This is a genomic window from Streptomyces sp. NPDC101194, assembly GCF_044767885.1.
Lineage (GTDB): Bacteria > Actinomycetota > Actinomycetes > Streptomycetales > Streptomycetaceae > Streptomyces.
This window is the reverse complement of record NZ_JBIWOS010000007.1, coordinates 397,577-420,920: the sequence shown is the minus strand read 5'-3', so window position 1 is coordinate 420,920 and position 23,344 is coordinate 397,577. Positions and strand designations below refer to the sequence as shown.

The 23,344-nt window shown below is 71.2% G+C and carries 21 protein-coding genes; 2 read left to right on the top strand and 19 right to left on the bottom strand.

All coding sequences use genetic code 11. The features are described from left to right. Window positions 1-25: 25 nt before the first annotated feature. From ACIRP2_RS26635 to fmt, 4 genes are all read right to left on the bottom strand, one after another. Window positions 26-1,042, bottom strand: a complete 1,017-nt coding sequence (locus tag ACIRP2_RS26635) for a sugar-binding transcriptional regulator (RefSeq protein ID WP_404254462.1) — start codon at window positions 1,040-1,042, stop codon at window positions 26-28. A 151-nt stretch (window positions 1,043-1,193) separates the two neighbouring features. After that, complete coding sequence (rpe, locus tag ACIRP2_RS26630) at window positions 1,194-1,877, bottom strand: ribulose-phosphate 3-epimerase (protein ID WP_404254382.1); 684 nt, start codon at window positions 1,875-1,877, stop codon at window positions 1,194-1,196. A 185-nt stretch (window positions 1,878-2,062) separates the two neighbouring features. Then, window positions 2,063-3,496 (bottom strand): RsmB/NOP family class I SAM-dependent RNA methyltransferase, encoded by a 1,434-nt coding sequence (locus tag ACIRP2_RS26625; RefSeq protein ID WP_404254380.1) that lies wholly within the window; start codon window positions 3,494-3,496, stop codon window positions 2,063-2,065. An 85-nt stretch (window positions 3,497-3,581) separates the two neighbouring features. Next, on the bottom strand, window positions 3,582-4,514 hold the full coding sequence (gene fmt, locus ACIRP2_RS26620; protein WP_404254460.1) for a methionyl-tRNA formyltransferase: 933 nt from the start codon (window positions 4,512-4,514) through the stop codon (window positions 3,582-3,584). A 229-nt stretch (window positions 4,515-4,743) separates the two neighbouring features. On the opposite strand from fmt, the gene ACIRP2_RS26615 reads away from it, so the two are divergent. Continuing rightward, the gene (locus tag ACIRP2_RS26615; RefSeq protein ID WP_404254378.1) at window positions 4,744-5,292 is read left to right on the top strand and encodes a hypothetical protein; all 549 of its coding nucleotides are present in this window, start codon (window positions 4,744-4,746) and stop codon (window positions 5,290-5,292) included. Window positions 5,293-5,391: 99 nt separating this feature from the next. Here ACIRP2_RS26615 and ACIRP2_RS26610 read toward each other — a convergent pair whose 3' ends face one another. The 14 genes from ACIRP2_RS26610 to pyrR all read right to left on the bottom strand — a co-directional run bounded on the left by ACIRP2_RS26610 (window position 5,392) and on the right by pyrR (window position 22,033). After that, window positions 5,392-7,536: a primosomal protein N' gene (locus tag ACIRP2_RS26610; protein WP_404254376.1), complete on the bottom strand. Its 2,145-nt coding sequence runs from the start codon at window positions 7,534-7,536 to the stop codon at window positions 5,392-5,394. Window positions 7,537-7,663: 127 nt separating this feature from the next. Beyond that, the gene (metK, locus tag ACIRP2_RS26605) at window positions 7,664-8,887 is read right to left on the bottom strand and encodes a methionine adenosyltransferase (RefSeq protein WP_404254374.1); all 1,224 of its coding nucleotides are present in this window, start codon (window positions 8,885-8,887) and stop codon (window positions 7,664-7,666) included. 242 nt (window positions 8,888-9,129) lie between these two features. Next, complete coding sequence (gene coaBC / locus ACIRP2_RS26600; protein ID WP_404254372.1) at window positions 9,130-10,332, bottom strand: bifunctional phosphopantothenoylcysteine decarboxylase/phosphopantothenate--cysteine ligase CoaBC; 1,203 nt, start codon at window positions 10,330-10,332, stop codon at window positions 9,130-9,132. A 132-nt stretch (window positions 10,333-10,464) separates the two neighbouring features. Further along, entirely contained in the window at window positions 10,465-10,737 is a 273-nt protein-coding gene (rpoZ, locus tag ACIRP2_RS26595; protein ID WP_003970369.1) for a DNA-directed RNA polymerase subunit omega, read from the bottom strand. 80 nt (window positions 10,738-10,817) lie between these two features. Further along, window positions 10,818-11,435: a guanylate kinase gene (gmk, locus tag ACIRP2_RS26590; protein ID WP_391740140.1), complete on the bottom strand. Its 618-nt coding sequence runs from the start codon at window positions 11,433-11,435 to the stop codon at window positions 10,818-10,820. 38 nt (window positions 11,436-11,473) lie between these two features. Then, complete coding sequence (locus ACIRP2_RS26585) at window positions 11,474-11,797, bottom strand: integration host factor (RefSeq protein ID WP_099197641.1); 324 nt, start codon at window positions 11,795-11,797, stop codon at window positions 11,474-11,476. 245 nt (window positions 11,798-12,042) lie between these two features. Continuing rightward, window positions 12,043-12,882 (bottom strand): orotidine-5'-phosphate decarboxylase, encoded by an 840-nt coding sequence (gene pyrF, locus ACIRP2_RS26580; protein WP_404254369.1) that lies wholly within the window; start codon window positions 12,880-12,882, stop codon window positions 12,043-12,045. After that, the gene (locus ACIRP2_RS26575; protein ID WP_404254367.1) at window positions 12,879-13,988 is read right to left on the bottom strand and encodes a quinone-dependent dihydroorotate dehydrogenase; all 1,110 of its coding nucleotides are present in this window, start codon (window positions 13,986-13,988) and stop codon (window positions 12,879-12,881) included. Before ACIRP2_RS26575 ends, pyrF begins: the two co-directional genes overlap by 4 nt. 65 nt (window positions 13,989-14,053) lie before the next feature. Further along, window positions 14,054-17,362: a carbamoyl-phosphate synthase large subunit gene (carB, locus tag ACIRP2_RS26570; protein WP_404254365.1), complete on the bottom strand. Its 3,309-nt coding sequence runs from the start codon at window positions 17,360-17,362 to the stop codon at window positions 14,054-14,056. After that, a complete protein-coding gene (gene carA / locus ACIRP2_RS26565; RefSeq protein WP_404254363.1) occupies window positions 17,355-18,497 on the bottom strand; it encodes a glutamine-hydrolyzing carbamoyl-phosphate synthase small subunit in 1,143 nt (380 codons plus the stop codon). The genes carB and carA overlap by 8 nt, the downstream gene beginning before the upstream one ends. Then, window positions 18,494-19,075 (bottom strand): hypothetical protein, encoded by a 582-nt coding sequence (locus ACIRP2_RS26560; RefSeq protein WP_404254361.1) that lies wholly within the window; start codon window positions 19,073-19,075, stop codon window positions 18,494-18,496. Before ACIRP2_RS26560 ends, carA begins: the two co-directional genes overlap by 4 nt. Then, window positions 19,072-20,358, bottom strand: a complete 1,287-nt coding sequence (locus tag ACIRP2_RS26555; protein ID WP_404254359.1) for a dihydroorotase — start codon at window positions 20,356-20,358, stop codon at window positions 19,072-19,074. The genes ACIRP2_RS26560 and ACIRP2_RS26555 overlap by 4 nt, the downstream gene beginning before the upstream one ends. A gap of 2 nt (window positions 20,359-20,360) precedes the next feature. Next, window positions 20,361-21,356 carry an aspartate carbamoyltransferase catalytic subunit gene (locus tag ACIRP2_RS26550; protein WP_404254357.1) on the bottom strand — a complete coding sequence of 332 codons (996 nt, stop codon included), beginning with the start codon at window positions 21,354-21,356 and terminating at the stop codon, window positions 20,361-20,363. Window positions 21,357-21,448: 92 nt separating this feature from the next. After that, on the bottom strand, window positions 21,449-22,033 hold the full coding sequence (pyrR, locus tag ACIRP2_RS26545) for a bifunctional pyr operon transcriptional regulator/uracil phosphoribosyltransferase PyrR (RefSeq protein ID WP_404254355.1): 585 nt from the start codon (window positions 22,031-22,033) through the stop codon (window positions 21,449-21,451). Between the two features lie 219 nt (window positions 22,034-22,252). Between pyrR and bldD the strand changes: the two genes are divergently transcribed. Further along, window positions 22,253-22,753, top strand: coding sequence for a transcriptional regulator BldD (gene bldD, locus ACIRP2_RS26540; protein ID WP_014044812.1), 501 nt, complete (start codon window positions 22,253-22,255; stop codon window positions 22,751-22,753). A gap of 159 nt (window positions 22,754-22,912) precedes the next feature. Here the strand turns inward: bldD and nusB are convergent, their stop codons facing one another. Then, a complete protein-coding gene (nusB, locus tag ACIRP2_RS26535; protein WP_326764531.1) occupies window positions 22,913-23,344 on the bottom strand; it encodes a transcription antitermination factor NusB in 432 nt (143 codons plus the stop codon).

Genomic DNA, 23,344 nt, shown 5'->3' with positions numbered 1-23,344 from the left:
TTCGCCGCCCGCCGCCGGCGCCCGCTCAGTCCCCGTCCGGGTCCGCGCGCTCCAGGGCGGGTCGCCGCGGTGCCGCCGACTCGGTCAGCAGGTACTCGGCCGCCGCCGTGTCCGTCACCAGGCTGGTGACCAGACCGGACCGCAGAACCGCCCCGATCGCCGCGGCCTTGCGCTGGCCGCCCGCGATCGCCACCACCTCCGGGATCCGGCGAAGCCGGTCGGCCTCGACCGTGATGCACCGCTCCCCCAGGTCCCGGCCGACCCGCCGCCCGTCCTTGTCGAAGAGGTGCGCGGACATCTCCGCGGCGGCGCCGAGCGAGGCGTAGTGCGCCCGCTCCTCGTCCGTGAGCATGTCGTGGACGGTGGAGATGCCCGGCTCCCAGGAACCGATGGAGACCGCAGCGACCGTCACCTTGTCGAAGTACTCGAAGGCGCGGGCGATGCCGGTCTGATGACGCAGCGCGGCGGCCGTGGCCGGGTCGGGCAGCAGCATCGGCGCATAGATCGGGTGGGCCTCGCCGCCCGCGACCTGGGCGGCCCGCCGGACCGCCTCGACCGAGCCGCGCTCCGCCGTCCCCGCGTCGTACACCCCGGTGAGCTGCACGACCGTGCACGGCGGCAGCCGGTCGAGCGCCGCCGCCATGTGGATGGTGGACCGGCCCCAGGCCAGGCCGAGCACATCGCCCTCGTTCACCAGTTCGCCAAGAAGATCGGCCGCGACCTCCCCCAGATTCTCCGGGTCGGGTGCGTCGTCCTGCTCCTCCGCGGGAGACTCGACGACGACCGCGTGACGCAGCCCGTAGCGGGCTCGCAGAGCGTCGGACCGCTCGGCGTCCAGCTCGGCGGGAACGCGGATCTCGATCCGTACGAGGTCGCGCTCCAGAGCCGTCTCCAGGACCCGGGCCACCTTGAAGCGGCTGACGCCGAACTCCTCGGCGATCTGGATCTTCGACTTTCCTTCGAGGTAGAAGCGGCGGGCCATGGCCGCCGCCTGCACCAGCTCCGCGGGCCCCATCCGCAGGGCGGACCGTCCCGCCGACATTGCAGACACCGCGATCTCCTCACTGCTGTTCACACTCTCGATACGCCGTTCATCCTGTCAGATCCGGCGATCCCTGATCGGTCCCGTCGGACCACGTTCATCTGCCCTTGGCCCGGCCGACCCGCAATCGGGGCCGGGACCGGTCGGGGCGTCAGTGACGGCACGCCCAGGCCGCCGAGGCGGTGGCCCCGTCGGCCTTGGCCCGCAGAGCGCGCACCGCTTCGGCGGGGTCCCCGGCTCCGTATACCGCAGAGCCGGCGACGAACACGTCCGCACCGGCCTCGGCACAACGCTCGACGGTGGACGCGGAGACGCCGCCGTCCACCTGGAGCCACAGTTCGAGGCCGTGCTTGGAGATCAGCTCACGGGTGCGGCGGATCTTCGGCAGCATGATGTCCAGGAACGCCTGACCGCCGAAGCCCGGCTCCACCGTCATGATCAGCAGCATGTCGAGCTCCGGGAGCAGGTCCTCGTACGGCTCGATGGGCGTGGCGGGCTTGAGCGCCATGGAGGCGCGGGCACCCTTGGCCCGGATCTCCCGTGCCAGCCGTACCGGGGCGGCGGCGGCCTCCACATGGAACGTGACGGAACCGGCGCCCGCCTCGACGTACTGAGGCGCCCAGCGGTCCGGGTCCTCGATCATCAGGTGGCAGTCCAGCGGGGTGTCCGTGGCCCGGCTGAGCGATTCCACGATCGGTACGCCGAGGGTCAGATTGGGCACGAAGTGGTTGTCCATCACGTCGACATGGAGCCAGTCGGCACCTTCGACCGCCTTCGCCTCCTCGGCGAGGCGGGCGAAGTCGGCGGACAAGATGCTGGGATTGATCTGGGCCATGTGCCAAGCCTGCCATGTTCCGCGGCACTTCCCCGCCCTGGTGAGGGCCAAAGCCTCACGGGATCATTACAGTTCGCGAAATCCGGGGCGTCCGGCCGGGCGATCCGGGCTTTTCAGCCCGTGAAACGCCCTTCGGCGGCGGTGGGACCCCCTGCGGACCGGCCCCCGCCCCGTCCCCTGTCCGATCAGGCGGTGCGCCGCAGCAGGGCCAGGTACATCGCGTCCGTTCCGTGCAGGTGCGGCCAGAGCTGGACATCGGGACCGTCGCCGAGCGCGGGGACTCCCGGCATCAGCGGGCGGGCGTCGATCCACTCCGCCTCGACCGGCTGCCCGCCGCGCCCCTTGAGCACGTCCTCGACGACGACCCGGGTCTCCGCGAGATGCGGCGAACAGGTCGCATAACCGACGACGCCGCCGACCCGTACCGCCTTCATCGCCTCGCGCAGCAGGCCGCGCTGCAACGGGGCGAAGCCCTCCAGATCCTCCGGGCGCCGGCGCCACCGCGCCTCGGGCCGACGGCGCAGCGCGCCGAGGCCCGAACACGGCACGTCCATCAGGACGCGGTCGAAGGTGCCCGGCTGCCACGGCGGGCGGGTGCCGTCGGCGGTGATCACCTGGTACGGGCCGGGGTTGCCGGCCAGCGCGCGCTCGACGAGACGGGCCCGGTGCGGCTGCTTCTCGGCGGCGAGCAGGGCGGCGCCGCGTTCGGCGGCGAGCGCGGCGAGGAGGGCTGCCTTCCCCCCGGGCCCCGCACACCCGTCGAGCCATCGGGTGTCGCTGCCCTCCACCGGCGCGGCGGCGAGGGCGGTGGCCACCAGCTGGCTGCCTTCGTCCTGGACCCCGGCGCGGCCCTCCCGCACGGCCGTCAGGGCACCGGGCTCGCCGCCCTCCGCCATCCGTACCGCGTAGGGGGACCAGCGGCCCGGCAGGCCGTTCCCGTCGCCGAGAGCGCCGAGCAGCTCGTCGGTGCCGGCACGGCCGGGGCGGGCCACCAGGGTGACCTCCGGCCTTTCGTTGTCCGCTTCGAGAAGGTCCTCGATCCCGGCACGGCCGCCGCCCAGCGCGTCCCAGAGCGCGGACACGACCCACCGCGGATGCGAGTGCACGACGGCGAGGTGGTCCTCGGCGTCCTCGTCGTACGCCGGGGCGACGCGCGCGACCCAGCCGTCGAAGTCGTCCGCGGAGACCTTGCGCAGGACGGCGTTGACGAACTTGGCCCGGCCTTCGCCGAGCACCACGCGGGCCAGTTCCACACTGGCGGAGACCGCGGCATGGGTGGGGATACGGGTACCCAGCAGCTGGTGCACCCCCATGTTGAGCACATCGAGGACCGGCGGGTCGACCTCGCGCAGCGGCCGGTCGATGCAGGCCGCGACGATCGCGTCGTACGTCCCCTGCCGACGCAGCGTCCCGTAGACCAGCTCGGTCGCCAGCGCCGCGTCCCGGTTGTCGAAGTCGCCCTTGGCGCGGGCCTTCTTCAGGAGCGGGGGCAGCACGAGGTTGGCGTACGCGTCACGTTCGTCGACGGCCCTGAGCGCTTCGAAGGCGAGGAACCGGACGGGGTCCTTCTTGGGGCGGCGATGCGGCTTGGCGGGACGGCGACGCTGCTGGTCGTTCACGTGAAAAGTGCTCCGCTGACGATGAGAGGGCGAACCCTCCCAGCCTACGTCGCCGCCCCGTCCCCCGACTCCCCCGGCCACGGCACTAGCTGCCCAGCAGCTCGCCGTGGACGATCCGCACCCCCCGGGCCCAGTCGGCGGCCCGCATCGGCTTCTTGCCCTGCGGCTGGACCCAGAGCAGCTCGACGGCGTGCGACCCGGTGCCCACGTACACGTTGTTCTTGGCGGCGGACAGCTCTCCGGGCGCCAGATCCGCGCGGTCCAGCACGGGCACCGCCTGGATCAGCTTGAGCCGTTCCCCCCGGAACAACGTCCACGCGCCGGGAGCGGGCGTGCAGCCGCGCACCACCCGGTCGACCCGGAGGGCGGGGGTGGCCCACTGCACCTGAGCGTCCTCGACGGTGATCTTCGGCGCGAGGGTGACTCCCTCGGCGGGCTGCGGCACGGCGTGCAGCGTGCCGTCCTCGATGCCGTCCATGGTCGCGACGAGCAGCCCGGCACCGGCGAACGCCAGCCGGGTGAGCAGATCACCGCTGGTGTCGGTGGGCCGTACCTCTTCGGTGAGGACGCCGTACACCGGGCCGGAGTCGAGCCCCTCCTCGATCAGGAAGGTCGACGCACCGGTCACCTCGTCCCCGGCCATGATCGAGTGCTGCACGGGGGCCGCGCCGCGCCAGGCGGGGAGCAGGGAGAAGTGGAGGTTGACCCAGCCGTGGGCGGGCACGTCGAGCGTGGACTTGGGCAGCAGTGCCCCGTAGGCGACGACGGGACAGCAGTCCGGGGCGATCTCCCTGAGCCGCGCCAGGAAGTCCTCGTCGCGCGGCCGGGCGGGCTTGAGCACCTCGATCCCGGCCTCCTCCGCGCGCTCGGCCACGGGGCTGGCGACCAGTCGGCGGCCTCGCCCGGCGGGGGCGTCGGGCCGGGTGACGACGGCGGCCACCTCGTGCCGGTCGGAGGCGATCAGTGCGTCCAGGGCGGGTACGGCTACCTCGGGGGTGCCTGCGAAGACGAGCTTCATGGGTGGCTGACTGCCTCTCAGGCCGAAACGTACGGTGACGAGCAACGCACAAGTCTATGGGCCGGACGACCGGGGGGCGTACGCATCACTGCGCGCCCCTTGGACATCCGCACGCGCCCCTCCAGCGTGACCAGATCCGAGGCTGCCGCGTTGGTCAAGAGAAATTGACCGAAGCGAGCCGCCACGGAGCGGCCCGATCCCTTTCAACGCCGGTTCGAGAGGCTTCTTCATGGCCGACCACGCAACCCACGACGCTCAAGCGCGGGCCAGCCTGCACCTGTTGGTGCGGGACATCGAGCGGGTCCGGCGGCAGGTGGACGCGCTGCGCACGCTCACCGCCCAACTGGGCAACGTCTACCGTCCGCGCCGCTCCGGCCCGTCCACGGGCTTCGTCGTCTACGGCAGGGCCCCGGCCCCCACTGTCAGGCTGGCGCAGGAGCTGCGCGACAGCGTAGAGACCCTGGTCACCGCGGCGGTGGATTTCGACCGCTCGCTGGGCTTCTCCTGGGACGCGGTGGGCTCCGCGCTCGGAGTCACCAAGCAGGCGGTGCACCGCCGCTACGGCGCACGCCGCAACGCCCGTCAGCCGGGGGCGGCCGAGGCCGTCGCGGAGACCGCGGTGCCGCGTCCCCTGCCCGCAGCGCCCGGCCCCACCCACGCATCAGGGCTGCCCGTCGTGCCCGCCGCTCGCACCATGCCCCCGCAGCCGTCGGCGGATCGTCCGTCACTGCGCGAGGACCTGCGCCCCGGGGTCTTCCCCGGCCCACGCAACGGCTGACCGTCCCACTCCTGCCCCGCCGCGCCCGACGCACGGCGGGGCAGCCGCGTCTCCACGCCCGGCCCCGGCGGCCGATCCCGGCCCGGCAGCACCTCGGCGTCACCCGATCTCCGGCGGATCCACCCTGATCCGGACCTGTTCGCCACCGCCCCGGGACAGCCGTGCCGCCTGCGCCGCCTTCAACGCGGCCGCGAGCGCCGCGCCGTTCCCCGGAGGCACTCTGAGCAGCGCCCGCTCCCAGGACTCCCCCGGCGGCGCGTCGCCGGACCGGCGGGGTCTGCCGGGTTCGGCTCCGGGCACCGGTACCGGGCCGAGCACCTCGGTCTCCGGCGGCAGCTCGGCGGTCGTGAGAAACGCGGCGAGCGTGTCCGGCGAGCCCGTCACCGCGGCCATCCGGGACACCGGCGGGAAGCCGAGTTCGGCGCGCTCCGCCAGCTCGCGGCGGGCGTGCCCGACCGGGTCCCAGCGCACCAGGGCCTGCACGGGCCGCAACGTCGGCTCGGCGACGATCACCACCGTGCCGCCCTCCGGCCGGCCCCGTACCAGCGAGGCCGCTGCCGTCCAGCGGCGCAGCGCCTCCTCGCCCGCCCTCAGGTCGGGAAGCCCGACCATCGCCCAGCCGTCCAGCAGCAGCGCCGCCGCGTAGCCGCCCTCGGCGACCGGTTCGGCGCCCGGCGTGCTCACCACCAGCGCCGGCGCCTCCGGCACCGAGTCCAGGATGTGGTCCCGGCCCGACGTCCGGACCGGCACGGCGGGGAACGCGCGGCCCAGCTCCTCGGCGGTCCGGCGGGCGCCGACGATCCGGGCCCGCAGCCGACCGGACCCACAGGCGGCACAGTGCCAGGCGGTCTCGGGCCGCCCGCACCAGGCGCAGTCGAGATCCCGCTGGTCGGGTGCCTCCAGCGGTCCGGCGCAGTGCCGGCACCGAGCGGGTTCCCGGCAGCGCTCACAGGCCAGCCGCGGCGCGTATCCGCGACGCGGCACCTGGATCAGGACGGGACCGCTGCGCAGCCCGTCCCGTACCGTCTGCCAGGCCAGGCTGGGCAGCCGGGCCGCCCGCGCCGCCCCGTCCCGTGCCAGCTCCCCGTCGCCGACCGTCCTCACCAGCGGCGCCGCGATCCGCAGTTGCTCCCGGTCCGCGCGCAGCGGCAGCGCCCAGCCGCTCTCCACCAGCTGGGCCGCCTCCACGGTGCAGCTCGTACCGCCGAGCAGGAATGCGCACCGGCCGTGCGCCGCCCGTAGTTCGAGCACTTCGCGGACGTGCGGGAAGGGGGCGCGGTCGTCGCTGTGGCTGGAGTCCCCGTCGTCCCAGACGGCTACCAGGCCGAGATCGGTGACGGGCGCGAACATCGCGGCCCTCGTCCCGACGACGGCCCGCACGGAGCCTCGCCGCACGGCGAGCCACTCCCGGTACCGCTTCTCCGGTCCGGAGTCGGCGGTCAGCAGTGCGTGATGTCCCTTGCCGAGCAGTCCGGTGAGCGCGGCATCCACCCGCCCGGCCGTCCGGCCGTCCGGCACGACGACCAGCGCGCCGCGCCCGGAGGCGAGCGTCGCGGCCATGGCCCTGGCGATCTCCTCGGGCCAGTGCGGTCCGGGCAGCGCGGTCCATACGGCCCGGGGCGCACCGCCGCCGGCCAGCGCGCGCAGGAACGCCGGCCCCTGCGCGTACCGCTCCCAGCTCCCCGCCGACGGCGCGGGCGGCGGTGGCAGGGGGGCGGGCGAGGGCTTGGACTCGGCTCGTCCGTTCCTCGGCGGCACAGCCAGCTGCAGCACGTCGGCGAGGCTGCCCGCGTAGCGGTCGGCAACGGCCCGTGCGAGGGTGAGCAGCTCCGGTCCCAGCACCGGTTCCGGAGAAACAACGTACGCGAGCGCGGCGAGGGCTCCCGTGTAGTCCGATTCGGCGAGCCGCTCGACGAGGAACCCGTCGATCAGTCCGCCCCCCTCGCGCCGGCCGCCGCGGACATGGCGCGCCCCGGCCCCGAATCGCACCCTCACCCGCACTCCCGGCTGTGCGTCGGCGTCCAGCTCCTCGGGCACGGCGTAGTCGAAGTACTGGTCGAGATGGAGCGCGCCCTTGTTGACCAGCACCCGGGCGACGGGCAGCTCCTTGGCGAGCGCGGCGCCGCGCCAGGTCCGCGGCTTGGCCCGCGGCACCTTCGCCCGCCGTACCGTCTCCCGAATCAGCTCAAGCTGCTCCGGGGCCCCGCGCCCGGGGTCCTCGGATCGCTCGTTCTCGCTGCTCACAGCCAAATTCCTACCAGACACCACTGACATCGGCCGCGGTGTCAGTACCCGTGGGCGGCCGCACGCACCGGGGCCCGGACACCCTGTGCGGCGTCCGGGCCCCGGTGTGGGACGGGGTGCGGCGGACTTACAGCCCGGCCGCCGTGCGCAGCGCGTCCACGCGGTCCGTGCGCTCCCACGTGAAGTCGGGCAGCTCGCGCCCGAAGTGGCCGTACGCCGCGGTCTGGGCGTAGATCGGACGGAGCAGGTCGAGGTCGCGGATGATCGCGGCCGGACGGAGGTCGAAGACCTCGCCGATGGCGTGCTCGATCTTCTCGGTCTCGATCGCGGCGGTGCCGAACGTCTCGACGAACAGACCGACGGGCTCGGCCTTGCCGATCGCGTACGCGACCTGCACCTCGCAACGGGCGGCCAGACCCGCGGCGACGACGTTCTTGGCGACCCAGCGCATGGCGTACGCGGCGGAGCGGTCGACCTTGGACGGGTCCTTGCCCGAGAAGGCGCCACCGCCGTGACGGGCCATGCCGCCGTACGTGTCGATGATGATCTTGCGGCCGGTCAGGCCGGCGTCGCCCATCGGGCCGCCGATCTCGAAACGGCCGGTCGGGTTGACCAGCAGCCGGTAGCCCTCGGTGTCGAGCTTGATGCCGTCCTCGAGGAGCTGCGCGAGCACGTGCTCGACGACGAACTCTCGGATGTCGGGCGCGAGCAGCGAGTCGAGATCGATGTCGCTCGCGTGCTGCGAGGAGACGACGACCGTGTCGAGACGGACGGCCTTGTCGCCGTCGTACTCGATGGTGACCTGCGTCTTGCCGTCCGGGCGCAGGTACGGGATGGTCCCGTTCTTGCGGACCTCGGAGAGCCGGCGCGAGAGCCGGTGCGCGAGGTAGATCGGAAGCGGCATGAGCTCGGGCGTCTCGTCGCAGGCGTACCCGAACATCAGGCCCTGGTCACCGGCGCCCTGCTTGTCGAGCTCGTCGTCTTCCTCGCCCGCGGCGGAACCCTCGACCCGCTTCTCGTACGCGGTGTCGACGCCCTGCGCGATGTCGGGCGACTGCGCGCCGATGGACACCGAGACACCGCAGGAGGCGCCGTCGAAGCCCTTCTTGGAGGAGTCGTAGCCGATTTCGAGAACCTTGTTGCGCACGAGGGTCGGAATGTCGGCGTAGGCCTTGGTCGTGACCTCACCCGCAACGTGCACCAGACCGGTGGTGATCAAGGTCTCGACCGCGACGCGGGACCGGGGGTCCTCACGCAGGAGCGCGTCGAGAATGGTGTCGCTGATCTGGTCAGCGATCTTGTCGGGGTGACCCTCGGTGACGGACTCCGAGGTGAAGAGACGGCGGGACACATCGCTCCCTGGGGTTGCAGCGGCTGCTGGCTGATCATTTGGCGGACCGCCGGGAGCTGCGCCCGACACGGTCCGGGACCAGTTTATCTGTCGCTTTCGTTCAGCGGACAGCATGTCTCGCCCTTTGGGAGTTCTGTGACCTGTGGCACGGTCGGCGACTGTACGGAAATCGCCTGCCGAGAAAGCCATTTACCCCCATATTTCAAGGGTTTCGGCCCGTTCGAAGGCGCGAAACGAGAAATTCACTCCCACCGCGACGACACGAGATCCCAGACCGTGTCGGCCAGCGCCTCCTTGGGGCCGTACGGCACCGGGGTCTCACCTCCGTCGGCCGCGAGCACCACCGCTTCGTTCTCCTCGGAGCCGAAGGTCCTGCGCTCACCGACCTCGTTGACGACGAGGAGGTCGCAGCCCTTGCGGCGGAGCTTCTCACGGCCGTTGGCGAGGACGTTGTCGGTCTCGGCGGCGAAACCGACGACGATCTGGTCCGGCCGGGCGCGTTCACCCGCGACCTCGGCGAGGATGTCGGGGTTCCGGACGAGCGTGATGGGCGCGGGCTCCTGGCCGTCCTTCTTCTTGATCTTCCCGGTCGCGTACTCGGCGGGACGGAAGTCGGCGACCGCCGCCGCCATCACGACCACGTCGGCGTCCGCGGCGGCCTTCAGCACGGCCTCGCGCAGCTGCACGGCGGTCCCGGCGTGCCGGACGTCGGCACCGGCCGGATCGGGCAGGCCGGTGTTGGCCTCGATCAGTGTGACCCGGGCACCGCGGGCGACCGCCGTGCGGGCCAGTGCGTAGCCCTGCTTGCCGGAGGAACGGTTGCCGAGGTAGCGCACCGGGTCGAGGGGCTCCCGCGTACCGCCCGCGCTGATCACGACGTGTCGGCCCGCCAGATCGGGTTCGGCGGGTCCGCGCGTCAGCACCCGGCGGCAGATCTCGAAGATCTCCCCGGGGTCGGGGAGCCTGCCCTTGCCGGTGTCGACACCCGTGAGCCGGCCGACGGCGGGTTCGATGACGACGGCGCCGCGGCGGCGCAGCGTGGCCACGTTCTCCCGGGTGGCCGGGTGGTCCCACATCTCGGTGTGCATGGCGGGTGCGAAGACGACCGGACAGCGAGCGGTGAGGAGCGTGTTGGTGAGCAGGTCGTCGGCGAGACCGTGGGCGGCCTTGGCGAGCATGTCGGCGGTGGCGGGGGCGACGACGACCAGGTCGGCGCCCTGACCGGTCCTGACGTGCGGCACCTCGTGGACGTCGTTCCAGACCTCTGTGGCGACCGGGTGGCCGGAGAGCGCCGACCAGGTGGCCTCCCCCACGAAGTGCAGTGCCGATTCGGTCGGGACGACCCTCACGTCGTGACCGGACTCGGTCAGTCGGCGCAGCAGTTCGCACGCCTTGTACGCGGCGATGCCCCCGCTGACCCCAAGAACGACCTTCGGCTTGTCCACTGCGTCTCCCCGCACTCGGATACGAACACCCCCATGCTGCCTCACCGCCCACGGGCCGGTGCCGTCGCCCCGGACACACCACGGGCCCGGCGGTCGTGGCCGCCGGGCCCGTGGTGAAGGTGGTGCTCCTGCTTACTGCGCGGGGCCCTCGATGGCCTCGGAGGTGAGCAGGCCCGCGTTGATCTCGCGGAGCGCGATCGAGAGCGGCTTCTCGTGCACGTGGGTGTCGACGAGCGGACCGACGTACTCCAGGAGACCTTCGCCGAGCTGCGAGTAGTACGCGTTGATCTGGCGCGCGCGCTTGGCGGCGTAGATCACGAGGCTGTACTTCGAGTCGGTGGCCTCGAGGAGCTCATCAATCGGCGGGTTGATGATGCCCTCGGGCGTGGTGATGGAAGAGGACACTCTCTGCCTTCCGAAGGGGGTAAAGATCAAAGAAACCTTTGACAGTGCGGAACTCCGTGATACCGCCCGTGCCGGCTGCGTCAGTCGCTGCCCGCACGGTGGCCGGACGAATCCAGCATCAAGGCTAGCAGCTCACGCGCCACGTCCTCGACGGAGGTGTTGACCAGTGTCGTATCGAACTCGGACTCGGCGGCCAGTTCGATCCGGGCGGCGGCGAGCCGCCGCTCGATCACCTCGGCGGACTCGGTGCCCCGGCCGGTGAGCCGACGCACCAGTTCCTCCCAGCTCGGCGGGGCCAGGAAGACGAGCCGGGCGTCCGACATCGACTGCCGGACCAGCCGCGCGCCCTGGAGATCGATCTCCAGCAGCACCGGCTCGCCCGCCTCCAGGCGGTCGAGCACCGCGCGGCGCGGCGTGCCGTACCGGTTGCCGGCGAACTCGGCCCACTCCAGCAGTTCGCCGTTGGCGATCAGCTTGTCGAACTCGTCGTTGTCCACGAAGAAGTAGTGGACACCGTTGCGCTCGCCGGGGCGCGGCTTGCGGGTCGTCGCCGACACCGAGAGCCATACCTCGGGGTGGGCCTTGCGCATATGGGCGACGACCGTGCTCTTGCCGACCCCCGAGGGGCCGGAGAGCACGGTCAGCCGCGGACGTACGTCCGGGGGTACGGGGGACGTCCCCCGGGATGTTGCAGCCATGGGGCGATTATCCAGGTTCTCGGGCGTGCCCGGGAACGTCAGGCCGCCTTGCTGCCGAACTCACGCTCCAGGGATGCGATCTGGTTGGAGCCCAGACCCCGCACCCGGCGGCTCTCGGAGATGCCGAGCCGCTCCATGATCTGCTTGGCGCGGACCTTGCCCACGCCGGGCAGGGACTCCAGGAGGGCGGAGACCTTCATCTTTCCGATGACGTCGTTCTCCTGGCCCTGCTTGATGACCTCGTGGAGGGAGGCGCCGGAGTGCTTGAGTCGATTCTTGACCTCGGCCCGCTCCCGGCGAGCCGCGGCGGCCTTTTCGAGCGCGGCTGCGCGCTGTTCAGGGGTAAGGGGCGGAAGAGCCACGCCTACGTCACCTCGGATGTCGATCTGTCGGATACGGACCGGTGAGGAAGCTGGACGCTCCACACCAGGTGAGCGACGGACAACTCGTGTACGTCGGCTCTCGACGGAGACTAGCGGCCAAGGCCGCCCGAGTCAGCGAGAACCAACGAAAAGTCCTGGTCAGCCTTGGCCGACCAGGACATTTCAGGCATAACAACCGAGTTTTTTGGTCAGGATTCGGTCAACACGCTGTGGACGTGGCCCGGTCATCCGCCCGCGACGGCCGTCCGGACCTCGTCCGTGAGGCGATCGGCGGCCGCGCGCAACCCCGCCGCCTCCGGCCCCCGGCTCAGTACGCCGCGGCTCACACTGGGCAGCACGTTGCCCACCGCGTCGCCGAAGACGCCGGGCAGATCCGCGGGCGTCGCGCCCTGCGCACCGATCCCGGGGGCGAGCAGCGGACCGTTGATGGCGAGATTCACACCCGCGTCCCCGAGCGTGGCCCCGACCACCGCGCCTACGGAGCCGAGCGGAGTCGCCCCCTCGTTCTCGGCGGCCATGTGGTCGAGCATCAGCTGGGCCAGCGGCCGGCCGTCGGCGGCGGTGGCACGCTGCACCTCCGCGCCCTCCGGGTTGGAGGTGAGGGCCAGCACGAAGACCCCCGCGCCGGACAGCACCGCCGCGTCGAGCGCCGGGCGCAGGGAGCCGAAGCCCAGGTACGGCGAGACGGTGACCGCGTCCGAGAACAGCGGCGAGTCCTGGTCGAGATAGGTCGCCGCATAGGCCCCCATGGTGGAGCCGATGTCACCGCGCTTGGCGTCCATCAGAACGAGTGCCCCGGCCGCCCGCGCCTCCTCGACGGCCTTCTCCAGAACCGCGATGCCGCGCGAGCCGAACCGCTCGAAGAACGCGGACTGCGGCTTGAGCACGGCGACCCGGTCCGCCAGTGCCTCGACGACCGTGCGCGTGAAGCGCTCCAGCCCCGTCACGTCGTCGTTCAGGCCCCAGGCGGTGAGCAGCGAGGCGTGCGGGTCGATGCCGACGCAGAGCGGCCCGCGGGTGTCCATGGCGCGGCGCAGGCGTGCGCCGAACGGTTCCGGGATCATGCGGTGGCCTTCCTGGTTTCTGCGCCGACGGCTTCGGCGAGGGTGGCGTACGGGGAGGCGGCCAGGCGCGCGGCCAGGCCCTTGTGGATCGCCCTGGCGTAGAACGGTCCCTCGTAGATGAAGGCGCTGTAGCCCTGGACGAGGGTGGCCCCGGCGAGGATGCGCTGCCAGGCGTCCTCGGCGTTCTCGATGCCTCCGACCCCCACCAGGGTGATCCGGTCGCCCACCCGCGCGTACAGACGGCTCAGGACCTCCAGGGACCGGGCCTTGAGCGGCGCACCGGACAGCCCGCCGGCCTCCGCGAGCAGCGAAGGGGAGGACTTCAGGCCGAGTCCGTCCCTGGCGATGGTGGTGTTGGTGGCGATGATGCCGTCCAGGCCCAGTTCGACCGCGAGATCGGCGACCGCGTCGACGTCCTCGTCCGCCAGGTCCGGAGCGATCTTGACGAGCAGGGGGACCCGTCGGCCGGTGACGGTCCGGTCGGCCGCCTCGCGCACCGCGCCGAGCAGTGGCCGGAGCGCCTCGGTGGCCTGGAGATTGCGCAGACCGGGCGTGTTGGGCGAGGAGACGTTCACGACGAGGTAGTCGGCGTGGGCGGCGAGGCGCTCGGTGGACTTCACGTAGTCGTCGGCCGCTTCGGCCTCCGGCACGACCTTGGTCTTGCCGATGTTGACGCCGACCGTGGTCCTGAAGACCGGCCTGCGGGCGCCCAGGCGCTCGGCCACCGCGGCCGAACCCTCGTTGTTGAAGCCCATGCGGTTGATCAGCGCGCGGTCCGCGAGAAGGCGGAAGAGGCGCTTCTTGGGGTTGCCGGGCTGCGGCTCGCCGGTGACCGTGCCGATCTCGACGTGGTCGAAGCCGAGCATCGCCATGCCGTCGATCGCCACGGCGTTCTTGTCGAAGCCGGCGGCGAGGCCGAAGGGGCCGTGCATCCGCAGGCCGAAGGCCTCGGTGCGCAGTTCCTCGTGACGGGGGGCGAGCGCCGCGGCGACGAAGGTGCGCAGTACGGGGATGCGGGCGGCGAGACGGATCCAGCGGAAGGCCAGGTGGTGCGCCCGCTCCGCGTCCATCCGCTTGAAGACCAGCTGGAAGAAGAATGTGTACATCGGGGTGTCCTCGGTGTCCTCACGAAGAGGGGGACACCGTTTCCGGTGTCCCCCTCTCCGGGCTGCTAGTCGCGGGCCGCGATCAGATGCTCGGCGTGTTCCTGGAGGGAGCGGACGCCGACGCCTCCGTGGGTGAGCGCGTCGATGCCCTGGACGGCGGCGGCGAGCGCCTGGACCGTCGTCAGGCACGGCACGGACCGGGCCACGGCCGCGGTACGGATCTCGTAGCCGTCGAGACGGCCACCGGTCCCGTACGGCGTGTTCACGATCAGGTCGACCTCACCGTCGTGGATGAGCTGGACGATGGTCCTCTCGCCCTGCGGGCCCACGCCCTCCGACTGCTTGCGCACGACCGTGGCGTTGATGCCGTTGCGCTTGAGGACCTCGGCGGTGCCGGAGGTGGCGAGCAGCTCGAAACCGTGGGCGACGAGTTCACGCGCCGGGAAGATCATCGAGCGCTTGTCGCGGTTGGCGACCGAGATGAAGGCGCGGCCCTTGGTGGGCAGCGGGCCGTAGGCACCGGCCTGCGACTTGGCGTACGCGGTGCCGAAGACCGAGTCGATGCCCATGACCTCGCCGGTGGAACGCATCTCCGGGCCGAGGACGGTGTCGACGCCGCGGCCGTGGATGTCGCGGAAGCGCGACCACGGCATGACGGCCTCCTTCACCGAGATCGGCGCGTCGAGCGGCAGGGTGCCGCCGTCGCCGTTCGCCGGGAGCAGGCCCTCCGCGCGCAGCTCGGCGATGGTCGCGCCCAGCGAGATCCGGGCGGCGGCCTTGGCGAGCGGGACCGCGGTCGCCTTCGAGGTGAAGGGGACGGTCCGGGAGGCACGCGGATTGGCCTCCAGGACGTACAGGATGTCGCCGGAGAGCGCGAACTGGATGTTGATCAGTCCGCGTACGCCGACACCCTTGGCGATGCCCTCGGTGGAGGCGCGCAGCCGCTTGATGTCGTAGCCGCCGAGCGTGATCGGGGGCAGTGCGCAGGCGGAGTCGCCGGAGTGGATGCCGGCCTCCTCGATGTGTTCCATGACGCCACCGAGGTACAGCTCGGTGCCGTCGTAGAGCGCGTCGACGTCGATCTCGATCGCGTCGTCGAGGAAGCGGTCGACCAGGACCGGCCGGGTGGGGCTGATCTCGGTGGACTCGGCGATGTACGAGGAGAGCCGCGCCTCGTCGTACACGATCTCCATGCCCCGGCCGCCGAGCACGTAGCTGGGACGCACGAGGACCGGGTAGCCGATCTCGTCGGCGATGGCCTTGGCCTCGTCGAAGGTGGTGGCGGTGCCGTGCTTCGGGGCGGGCAGTCCGGCCTCGGCCAGGACGCGGCCGAAGGCGCCGCGGTCCTCGGCGGCGTGGATCGCCTCCGGGGACGTACCGACCACCGGCACACCGTTGTCCTTGAGCGCCTGCGACAGACCCAGCGGGGTCTGGCCGCCGAGCTGGACGACGACCCCGGCCACCGGGCCCGCGAGGGACTCCGCGTGCACGATCTCCAGCACGTCCTCGAGCGTCAGCGGCTCGAAGTACAGGCGGTCGGAGGTGTCGTAGTCGGTGGAGACGGTCTCCGGGTTGCAGTTGACCATCACGGTCTCGTAGCCCGCGTCGCTCAGCGCGAAGGAGGCGTGGACGCAGGAGTAGTCGAACTCGATGCCCTGGCCGATGCGGTTGGGGCCGGAACCGAGGATGATCACCGCGGGCTTGGTGCGGGCCGCGACCTCGGTCTCCTCGTCGTAACTGGAGTAGAAGTACGGCGTCTTCGCGGCGAACTCGGCGGCGCAGGTGTCGACGGTCTTGTAGACCGGGCGGATGCCGAGCGCGTGCCGCACCTCGCGCACGACGTCCTCGCGCAGGCTGCGGATCTCGGCGATCTGGGCGTCGGAGAAGCCGTGTCGCTTGGCCTCGGCGAGCAGTTCGGCGCCGAGCTCGTCGGCGGCGGCCAGCTCGTCGGCGATCTCCTTGATCAGGAAGAGCTGGTCGACGAACCAGGGGTCGATCCTCGTGGCGTCGAAGACCTCCTCCTGGGTGGCACCGGCCCGGATCGCCCGCATGACGGTGTTGATCCGGCCGTCGGTCGGGCGGACCGCCTCGGCCAGCAGCTCGGCCTTGTCGCCGGGCTCACCGGTGAAGGAGAACTGCGAGCCCTTCTTCTCCAGGGAGCGCAGCGCCTTCTGGAGGGCCTCGGTGAAGTTCCGGCCGATCGCCATGGCCTCGCCCACCGACTTCATGGTGGTGGTGAGGGTGGAGTCGGCGGAGGGGAACTTCTCGAAGGCGAACCGCGGGGCCTTGACCACGACGTAGTCGAGGGTCGGCTCGAAGGAGGCGGGGGTCTTCTCGGTGATGTCGTTCGGGATCTCGTCGAGCGTGTAGCCGACGGCCAGCTTGGCGGCGATCTTGGCGATCGGGAAGCCGGTGGCCTTCGAGGCGAGCGCCGAGGAGCGGGAGACGCGCGGGTTCATCTCGATCACGATGACCCGGCCGTCGGTCGGGTCGACGGCGAACTGGATGTTGCAGCCGCCGGTGTCGACGCCGACCTCGCGGATGATCGCGATGCCGATGTCGCGCAGCCGCTGGTACTCGCGGTCGGTGAGCGTCATCGCCGGGGCGACGGTGATCGAGTCACCCGTGTGGACGCCCATCGGGTCGAAGTTCTCGATGGAGCAGACGACCACGACGTTGTCGTTCTTGTCGCGCATCAGCTCCAGCTCGTACTCCTTCCAGCCGAGGATGGACTCCTCCAGGAGCACCTCGGTGGTCGGGGAGAGCGTGAGGCCCTGACCGGCGATGCGGCGCAGCTCCTCCTCGTCGTGGGCGAAGCCGGAGCCGGCGCCGCCCATGGTGAAGGAGGGACGCACGACCACGGGGTAGCCGCCGAGCGTCTCGACGCCCGCCAGGACGTCGTCCATGGAGTGGCAGATGACCGAGCGGGCGGACTCGCCGTGGCCGATCTTGGTGTTGACGGCCTCGACGACTCCCTTGAAGAGGTCGCGGTCCTCACCCTTGTTGATGGCCTCGACGTTGGCACCGATGAGCTCGACGCCGTACTTCTCCAGGACGCCGTTCTCGTGCATCGAGATCGCGGTGTTGAGAGCGGTCTGGCCGCCGAGGGTGGGGAGCAGCGCGTCGGGGCGCTCCTTGGCGATGATCTTCTCGACGAACTCGGGGGTGATCGGCTCGACGTACGTGGCGTCGGCGATCTCCGGGTCGGTCATGATCGTCGCCGGGTTGGAGTTGACCAGGATGACGCGCAGGCCCTCGGCCTTGAGGACGCGGCAGGCCTGGGTGCCGGAGTAGTCGAACTCGGCGGCCTGCCCGATGACGATCGGGCCGGAGCCGATGACCAGGACGGACTGGATATCGGAGCGCTTAGGCACGCTGGCCCTCCATCAGGGATACGAAACGGTCGAAGAGGTACGCGGCGTCGTGCGGGCCCGCGGCTGCTTCGGGGTGGTACTGGACGCTGAAGGCAGGCTGGTCGAGGAGTTGCAGCCCCTCGACGACCTGGTCGTTCAGGCAGACGTGGGAGACCTCGGCGCGGCCGAACTCCGTGTCCGACACCTTGTCCAGCGGGGCGTCGACGGCGAAGCCGTGGTTGTGCGCGGTGACCTCGACCTTGCCGGTCGTGCGGTCCTGCACCGGCTGGTTGATGCCGCGGTGGCCGTACTTCAGCTTGTACGTGCCGAAGCCGAGGGCGCGGCCCAGGATCTGGTTGCCGAAGCAGATGCCGAAGAGCGGGGTCTTCCGCTCCAGGACGCCCTGCATGACGGAGACCGGGTGGTCGGCGGTGGCCGGGTCGCCGGGGCCGTTGGAGAAGAAGACGCCGTCGGGCCGGACCGCGTACACCTCCTCCAGGGTGGCGGTGGCGGGAAGCACGTGCACCTCGATGCCGCGTTCGGCCATCCGGTGCGGGGTCATGCCCTTGATCCCGAGGTCGATCGCGGCGACGGTGAACTTCTTCGTGCCGATCGCGGGGACGACGTACGCCTCCTCGGTGGCGACCTCGGCGGAGAGGTCGGCGCCCACCATCTCGGGGGCCTGCTGGACGCGGGCCAGCAGCGTGGCCTCGTCGGCGACGGCGTCACCGGAGAAGATGCCGACGCGCATGGCACCGCGCTCGCGCAGGTGGCGGGTGAGCGCGCGGGTGTCGATGCCGCTGATGCCGACGACTCCCTGGCTCTCCAGCTCCTCGTCGAGCGAGCGTCGCGAGCGCCAGTTGGACGGCACCCGGGCGGGGTCGCGGACGACGTACCCGGAGACCCAGATCCGTCCGGACTCGGGGTCCTCGTCGTTCACACCGGTGTTGCCGACGTGCGGGGCGGTCATCACGACGACCTGGCGGTGGTACGAGGGGTCGGTCAGCGTCTCCTGGTAGCCGGTCATGCCGGTGGAGAACACCGCCTCGCCGAAGGTCTCCCCCACGGCCCCGTAGGCCCGGCCGCGGAAGGTGCGGCCGTCCTCCAGGACGAGTACGGCGGGAGCTTTGGCGGCTCCCCGGGTGGAGATCGTCATCGTGCGGTGCCTTCCGTAGTGCTGGTGAGATGGTTGATGGCCTCGACCCAGGCCGGGTGCTCGGCCGAGCGGTCGGAGCGGAAGCCGGAGTCGATCAGCTTGTCGCCGTGCGCCCAGGTGATGATCAGCAGGCCGCCCTCGGGGAGGACCTTGCCGGCGATGCCCTTGTCGAGCCGGGCCTCGCGCAGGGCGGCGGCCGGTACGAAGAAGTCGGCCGCCCCGGGTCGTACGACGTCGAGGCCCTGGTCGGTCAGGGTGAGCTCGACGCGGCTGCGGGTGCCGAGGCCGTGCGCGACGATGCGGTCGAGCCACTGCCCGGCGGTCGTCGAGGCGTGGTACCGGCCGGTCAGCGTCAGCAGCGGTGCTCCGTCCTCGAACCCCTCGGGGGTGGAGTCGAGTTCCGGCAGATCGGACTGGAGACTCCCCCGCCACTTCCATCCCTGGCGCATCAGCCAGTAGACGAAGGCGATGAGGACGAGCAGTCCGACGACCCAGCTGATGCGAGCGGACCAGTCGGTCACTTCGGCCGACTTCTGCTCGGCGGCGAGCTGGAGGTACAGGGGGGTGAGTGATGTCACGCGAGCTTCCCGTCGACGACCGTGGCACGGCCCCGCAGGAAGGTGTGGGTGACTCGGCCCGGCAGCTCGCGACCCTCGTACGGAGTGTTGCGGCTGCGGGAGGCGAAGCCTGCGGGGTCCACGACACCACGGTATGCCGGATCGACCAGGGTGAGGTTGGCCGGTTCACCCGCCGAGACGGGCCGGCCGTGTCCGTCGAGACGGCCGATCGCGGCCGGGCGGAACGACATCCGGTCGGCGACGCCCGCCCAGTCGATGAGGCCGGTGTCGACCATCGTCTGCTGGACGACGGAGAGCGCGGTCTCCAGCCCCACCATGCCCATGGCGGCGGCGGCCCACTCGCAGTCCTTGTCCTCGTGCGGGTGCGGGGCGTGGTCGGTGGCGACGCAGTCGATGGTGCCGTCCGCGAGCGCCTCGCGCAGGGCCATCACGTCGGCCTCGGTGCGCAGCGGCGGGTTCACCTTGTAGACGGGGTTGTAGGACCGTACGAGCTCGTCGGTGAGGAGCAGGTGGTGCGGGGTGACCTCGGCGGTGACGTTCCAGCCCTTGGACTTGGCCCAGCGGACGATCTCGACGGAGCCGGCGGTCGACAGGTGGCAGATGTGCACCCGGGAACCGACGTGGGCGGCCAGCAGGACGTCGCGGGCGATGATCGACTCCTCGGCGACCGCGGGCCAGCCGCCGAGACCGAGTTCCGCGGAGACGACGCCCTCGTTCATCTGGGCGCCCTCGGTGAGACGGGGCTCCTGGGCGTGCTGGGCGACCACGCCGTCGAACGCCTTCACGTACTCCAGCGCCCGGCGCATGATCACCGCGTCGTCGACGCACTTGCCGTCGTCGGAGAAGACCTTCACTCCGGCGGCCGAATCGTGCATGGCGCCGAGTTCGGCGAGCTTCTTGCCCTCCAGACCGACGGTGACGGCGCCGATCGGCTGCACGTCGCAGTAGCCGGACTCCTTGCCGAGCCGCCAGACCTGCTCGACGACACCGGCGGTGTCGGCGACCGGGAAGGTGTTGGCCATGGCGTGCACGGCGGTGAAACCGCCGACGGCTGCGGCCTTGGTCCCGGTGAGGACGGTCTCGGAGTCCTCGCGGCCGGGCTCGCGCAGGTGGGTGTGGAGGTCGACGAGGCCGGGCAGCAGGATCTGGCCCGCGGCCTCGACGACGGTCGCGTCGCCGGCGTCCAGTCCGGTGCCGACCGCCGCGATGGTCTCGCCGTCGATCAGGACGTCCTGGGCCTCGCCGCCGAGGACCTTCGCGCCGCGGATAAGGATCTTGCTCATGATTACTTGTTCTCCTCGGTACGGGAGGCGGGCGACGGGTGGGCCGGGGCGGTGGACTCGTAGCCGCCGAGCAGCAGGTACAGGACGGCCATGCGGATCGAGACGCCGTTGGCCACCTGCTCGACGGCCGTGCACCGGTCGGAGTCCGCGACCTCGGCGGTGATCTCCATGCCGCGGACCATCGGCCCGGGGTGCATGACGATCGCGTTCCCGGGCATCTTCGCCATGCGGTCGCCGTCCAGGCCGTAGCGGCGGGAGTACTCGCGCTCGGTCGGGAAGTACGCGGCGTTCATCCGTTCGCGCTGCACACGGAGCATCATCACCGCGTCGGACTTCGGCAGCACCTCGTCGAGGCCGTAGCTCACCTCGCACGGCCACTGCTCGACGCCGACCGGGACGAGGGTCGGCGGGGCCACCAGAGTGACGTGGGCGCCGAGCGTGGTCAGCAGATGGACGTTGGAGCGGGCCACCCGGCTGTGCAGGATGTCGCCGACGATGGTGATCCGGCGGCCTTCGAGGTCCCGGCCGAGACCGGCGTCGGCCCCGACCAGGCGGCGGCGCATGGTGAAGGCGTCCAGGAGGGCCTGGGTGGGGTGCTCGTGGGTGCCGTCACCGGCGTTGACGACGGCACCGTCGATCCAGCCGGAGGTGGCCAGGCGGTACGGGGCGCCGGATGCGCCGTGCCGGATGACGACGGCGTCGGCGCCCATCGCCTCCAGGGTCAGCGCGGTGTCCTTGAGCGACTCGCCCTTGGAGACGGACGAGCCCTTCGCGGAGAAGTTGATGACATCGGCGGAGAGGCGCTTGGCGGCGGCCTCGAAGGAGATGCGGGTACGCGTCGAGTCCTCGAAGAAGAGGTTGACGACGGTACGGCCGCGCAGGGTCGGGAGCTTCTTGATCGGCCGGTCCGCGACCCGTGCCATCTCCTCGGCAGTGTCGAGGATCAGGACGGCGTCGTCGCGGGTGAGGTCGGCGGCCGAGATGAGGTGACGCTTCATCTGGGTGTTCTCCGGGGGCAGGAGGATTCAGGCATGCGGGCGTGCGGAAACCGCCCTACGGGCTCGGCGTCGCCCGTACGGGTGTGCTGCGGCTACTGCTCGCCCGCCGGGACGGCGGGCTGGACACCGAGCAGCACGGCGTCGCGGCCGTCCTCCTCGGCGAGCTGGACCTTGACCGTCTCCCGCAGCGACGTCGGGAGGTTCTTGCCGACGTAGTCGGCACGGATCGGGAGTTCGCGGTGACCGCGGTCGACGAGGACCGCGAGCTGCACCGCGCGGGGGCGGCCGATGTCGCCCAGCGCGTCGAGCGCGGCGCGGATCGTCCGGCCCGAGAAGAGGACGTCGTCGACGAGTACGACCAGACGGCCCTCGATGCCCTCACCGGGGATCTCGGTGCGGGCCAGGGCGCGCGCCGGGCGCAGCCGCAGGTCGTCGCGGTACATGGTGATGTCGAGGGAGCCGACCGGCATCTTCCGGCCGGTGATCTCCTGAAGCTTTTCGGCCAGTCGGCGGGCGAGGAAGACGCCTCGCGTCGGAATGCCGAGGAGCACCACGTCGTCGGCGCCCTTGGCGCGTTCGACGATCTCGTGGGCGATCCGGGTCACTACCCGGGCGATGTCGGGAGCCTCCAGAACGGGGCGTGCCGCGTTGCCGGTGGCTTCGTGCTGTGCGTCCATAAGAAACGGACCTCCTTCTCCGCCTCACTGGACGGACCTTAAAGGACGTCGAAATTGCGTCATCAACGTTACCAGGGCTTGCGCCGGGCCCAGGTCACACCCCGGAAGGTGCCGGTCCGGACCATTCGGCTTGACGCACCAGGTAACGCTGCGTAACCTCACAGTGAGTTACCAGCCACGCGGCGGAGCCGCGCAATGTTCCAGCGTCCGGGGAGCCTTATGTCCAGCGAATACGCAAAGCAGCTCGGGGCCAAACTCCGTGCCATCCGCACCCAGCAGGGCCTCTCCCTCCACGGCGTGGAGGAGAAGTCCCAGGGCCGCTGGAAGGCCGTCGTGGTCGGTTCGTACGAGCGCGGCGACCGTGCCGTGACCGTGCAGCGCCTCGCCGAGCTCGCGGATTTCTACGGGGTCCCGGTGCAGGAGCTCCTGCCCGGTACGACGCCCGGCGGCGCCGCCGAGCCGCCGCCGAAGCTCGTCCTGGACCTGGAGCGCCTCGCCCACGTCCCGCCGGAGAAGGCCGGACCGCTGCAGCGCTATGCCGCGACGATCCAGAGCCAGCGCGGTGACTACAACGGCAAGGTGCTCTCGATCCGCCAGGACGACCTGCGCACGCTGGCCGTGATCTACGACCAGTCGCCGTCCGTGCTCACGGAACAGCTGATCAGCTGGGGTGTGCTGGACGCGGACGCGCGTCGTGCCGTCGCCCACGAAGAGGGCTGATCGACCCTCTGGAGAAACGTACCGCCGTGCCGGTGCGGGTCGCCCGTCCGGGCGTCCGCACCGGCACGGCTTTTCTGTACGCGGCGGTCGGACGCCTCACGACGAAGGGCCCACGGTCGGGTGACCGTGGGCCCTTCGTCGGCTGAACGCCACCGGCGGCTACTGCTCCCGGCGGAGATTCGGCTTGAGGTCCTTGAACCGGGCCAGCAGCCCGTTCACAAAGGACGGGGAGTCGTCGGTGGAGAACTCCTTGGCGAGCTGGACCGCCTCGTCGATCACCACCGCGTCCGGGGTTCCGTCCACCCAGATCAGCTCGTACGCACCGAGCCGCAGGATGTTCCGGTCGACGACCGGCATGCGGTCGATCTCCCAGTCCACGGCGTACGTCACGATGAGGTCGTCGATCCGGTCCGCGTACTGCGCGTACCCCTCGACGAGCTCCATCGTGTACTCGGTGACCGGCGGCTGACGGCTGTCGGTCCGCGAGTGCCGCACCCAGTCCGCGAGGACCGTCTGCACGGACTCACCGCGCTGGTCGGCCTCGAAGAGGATCTGGAAGGCGCGCTTGCGGGCCGTGTTCCGAGCAGCCAC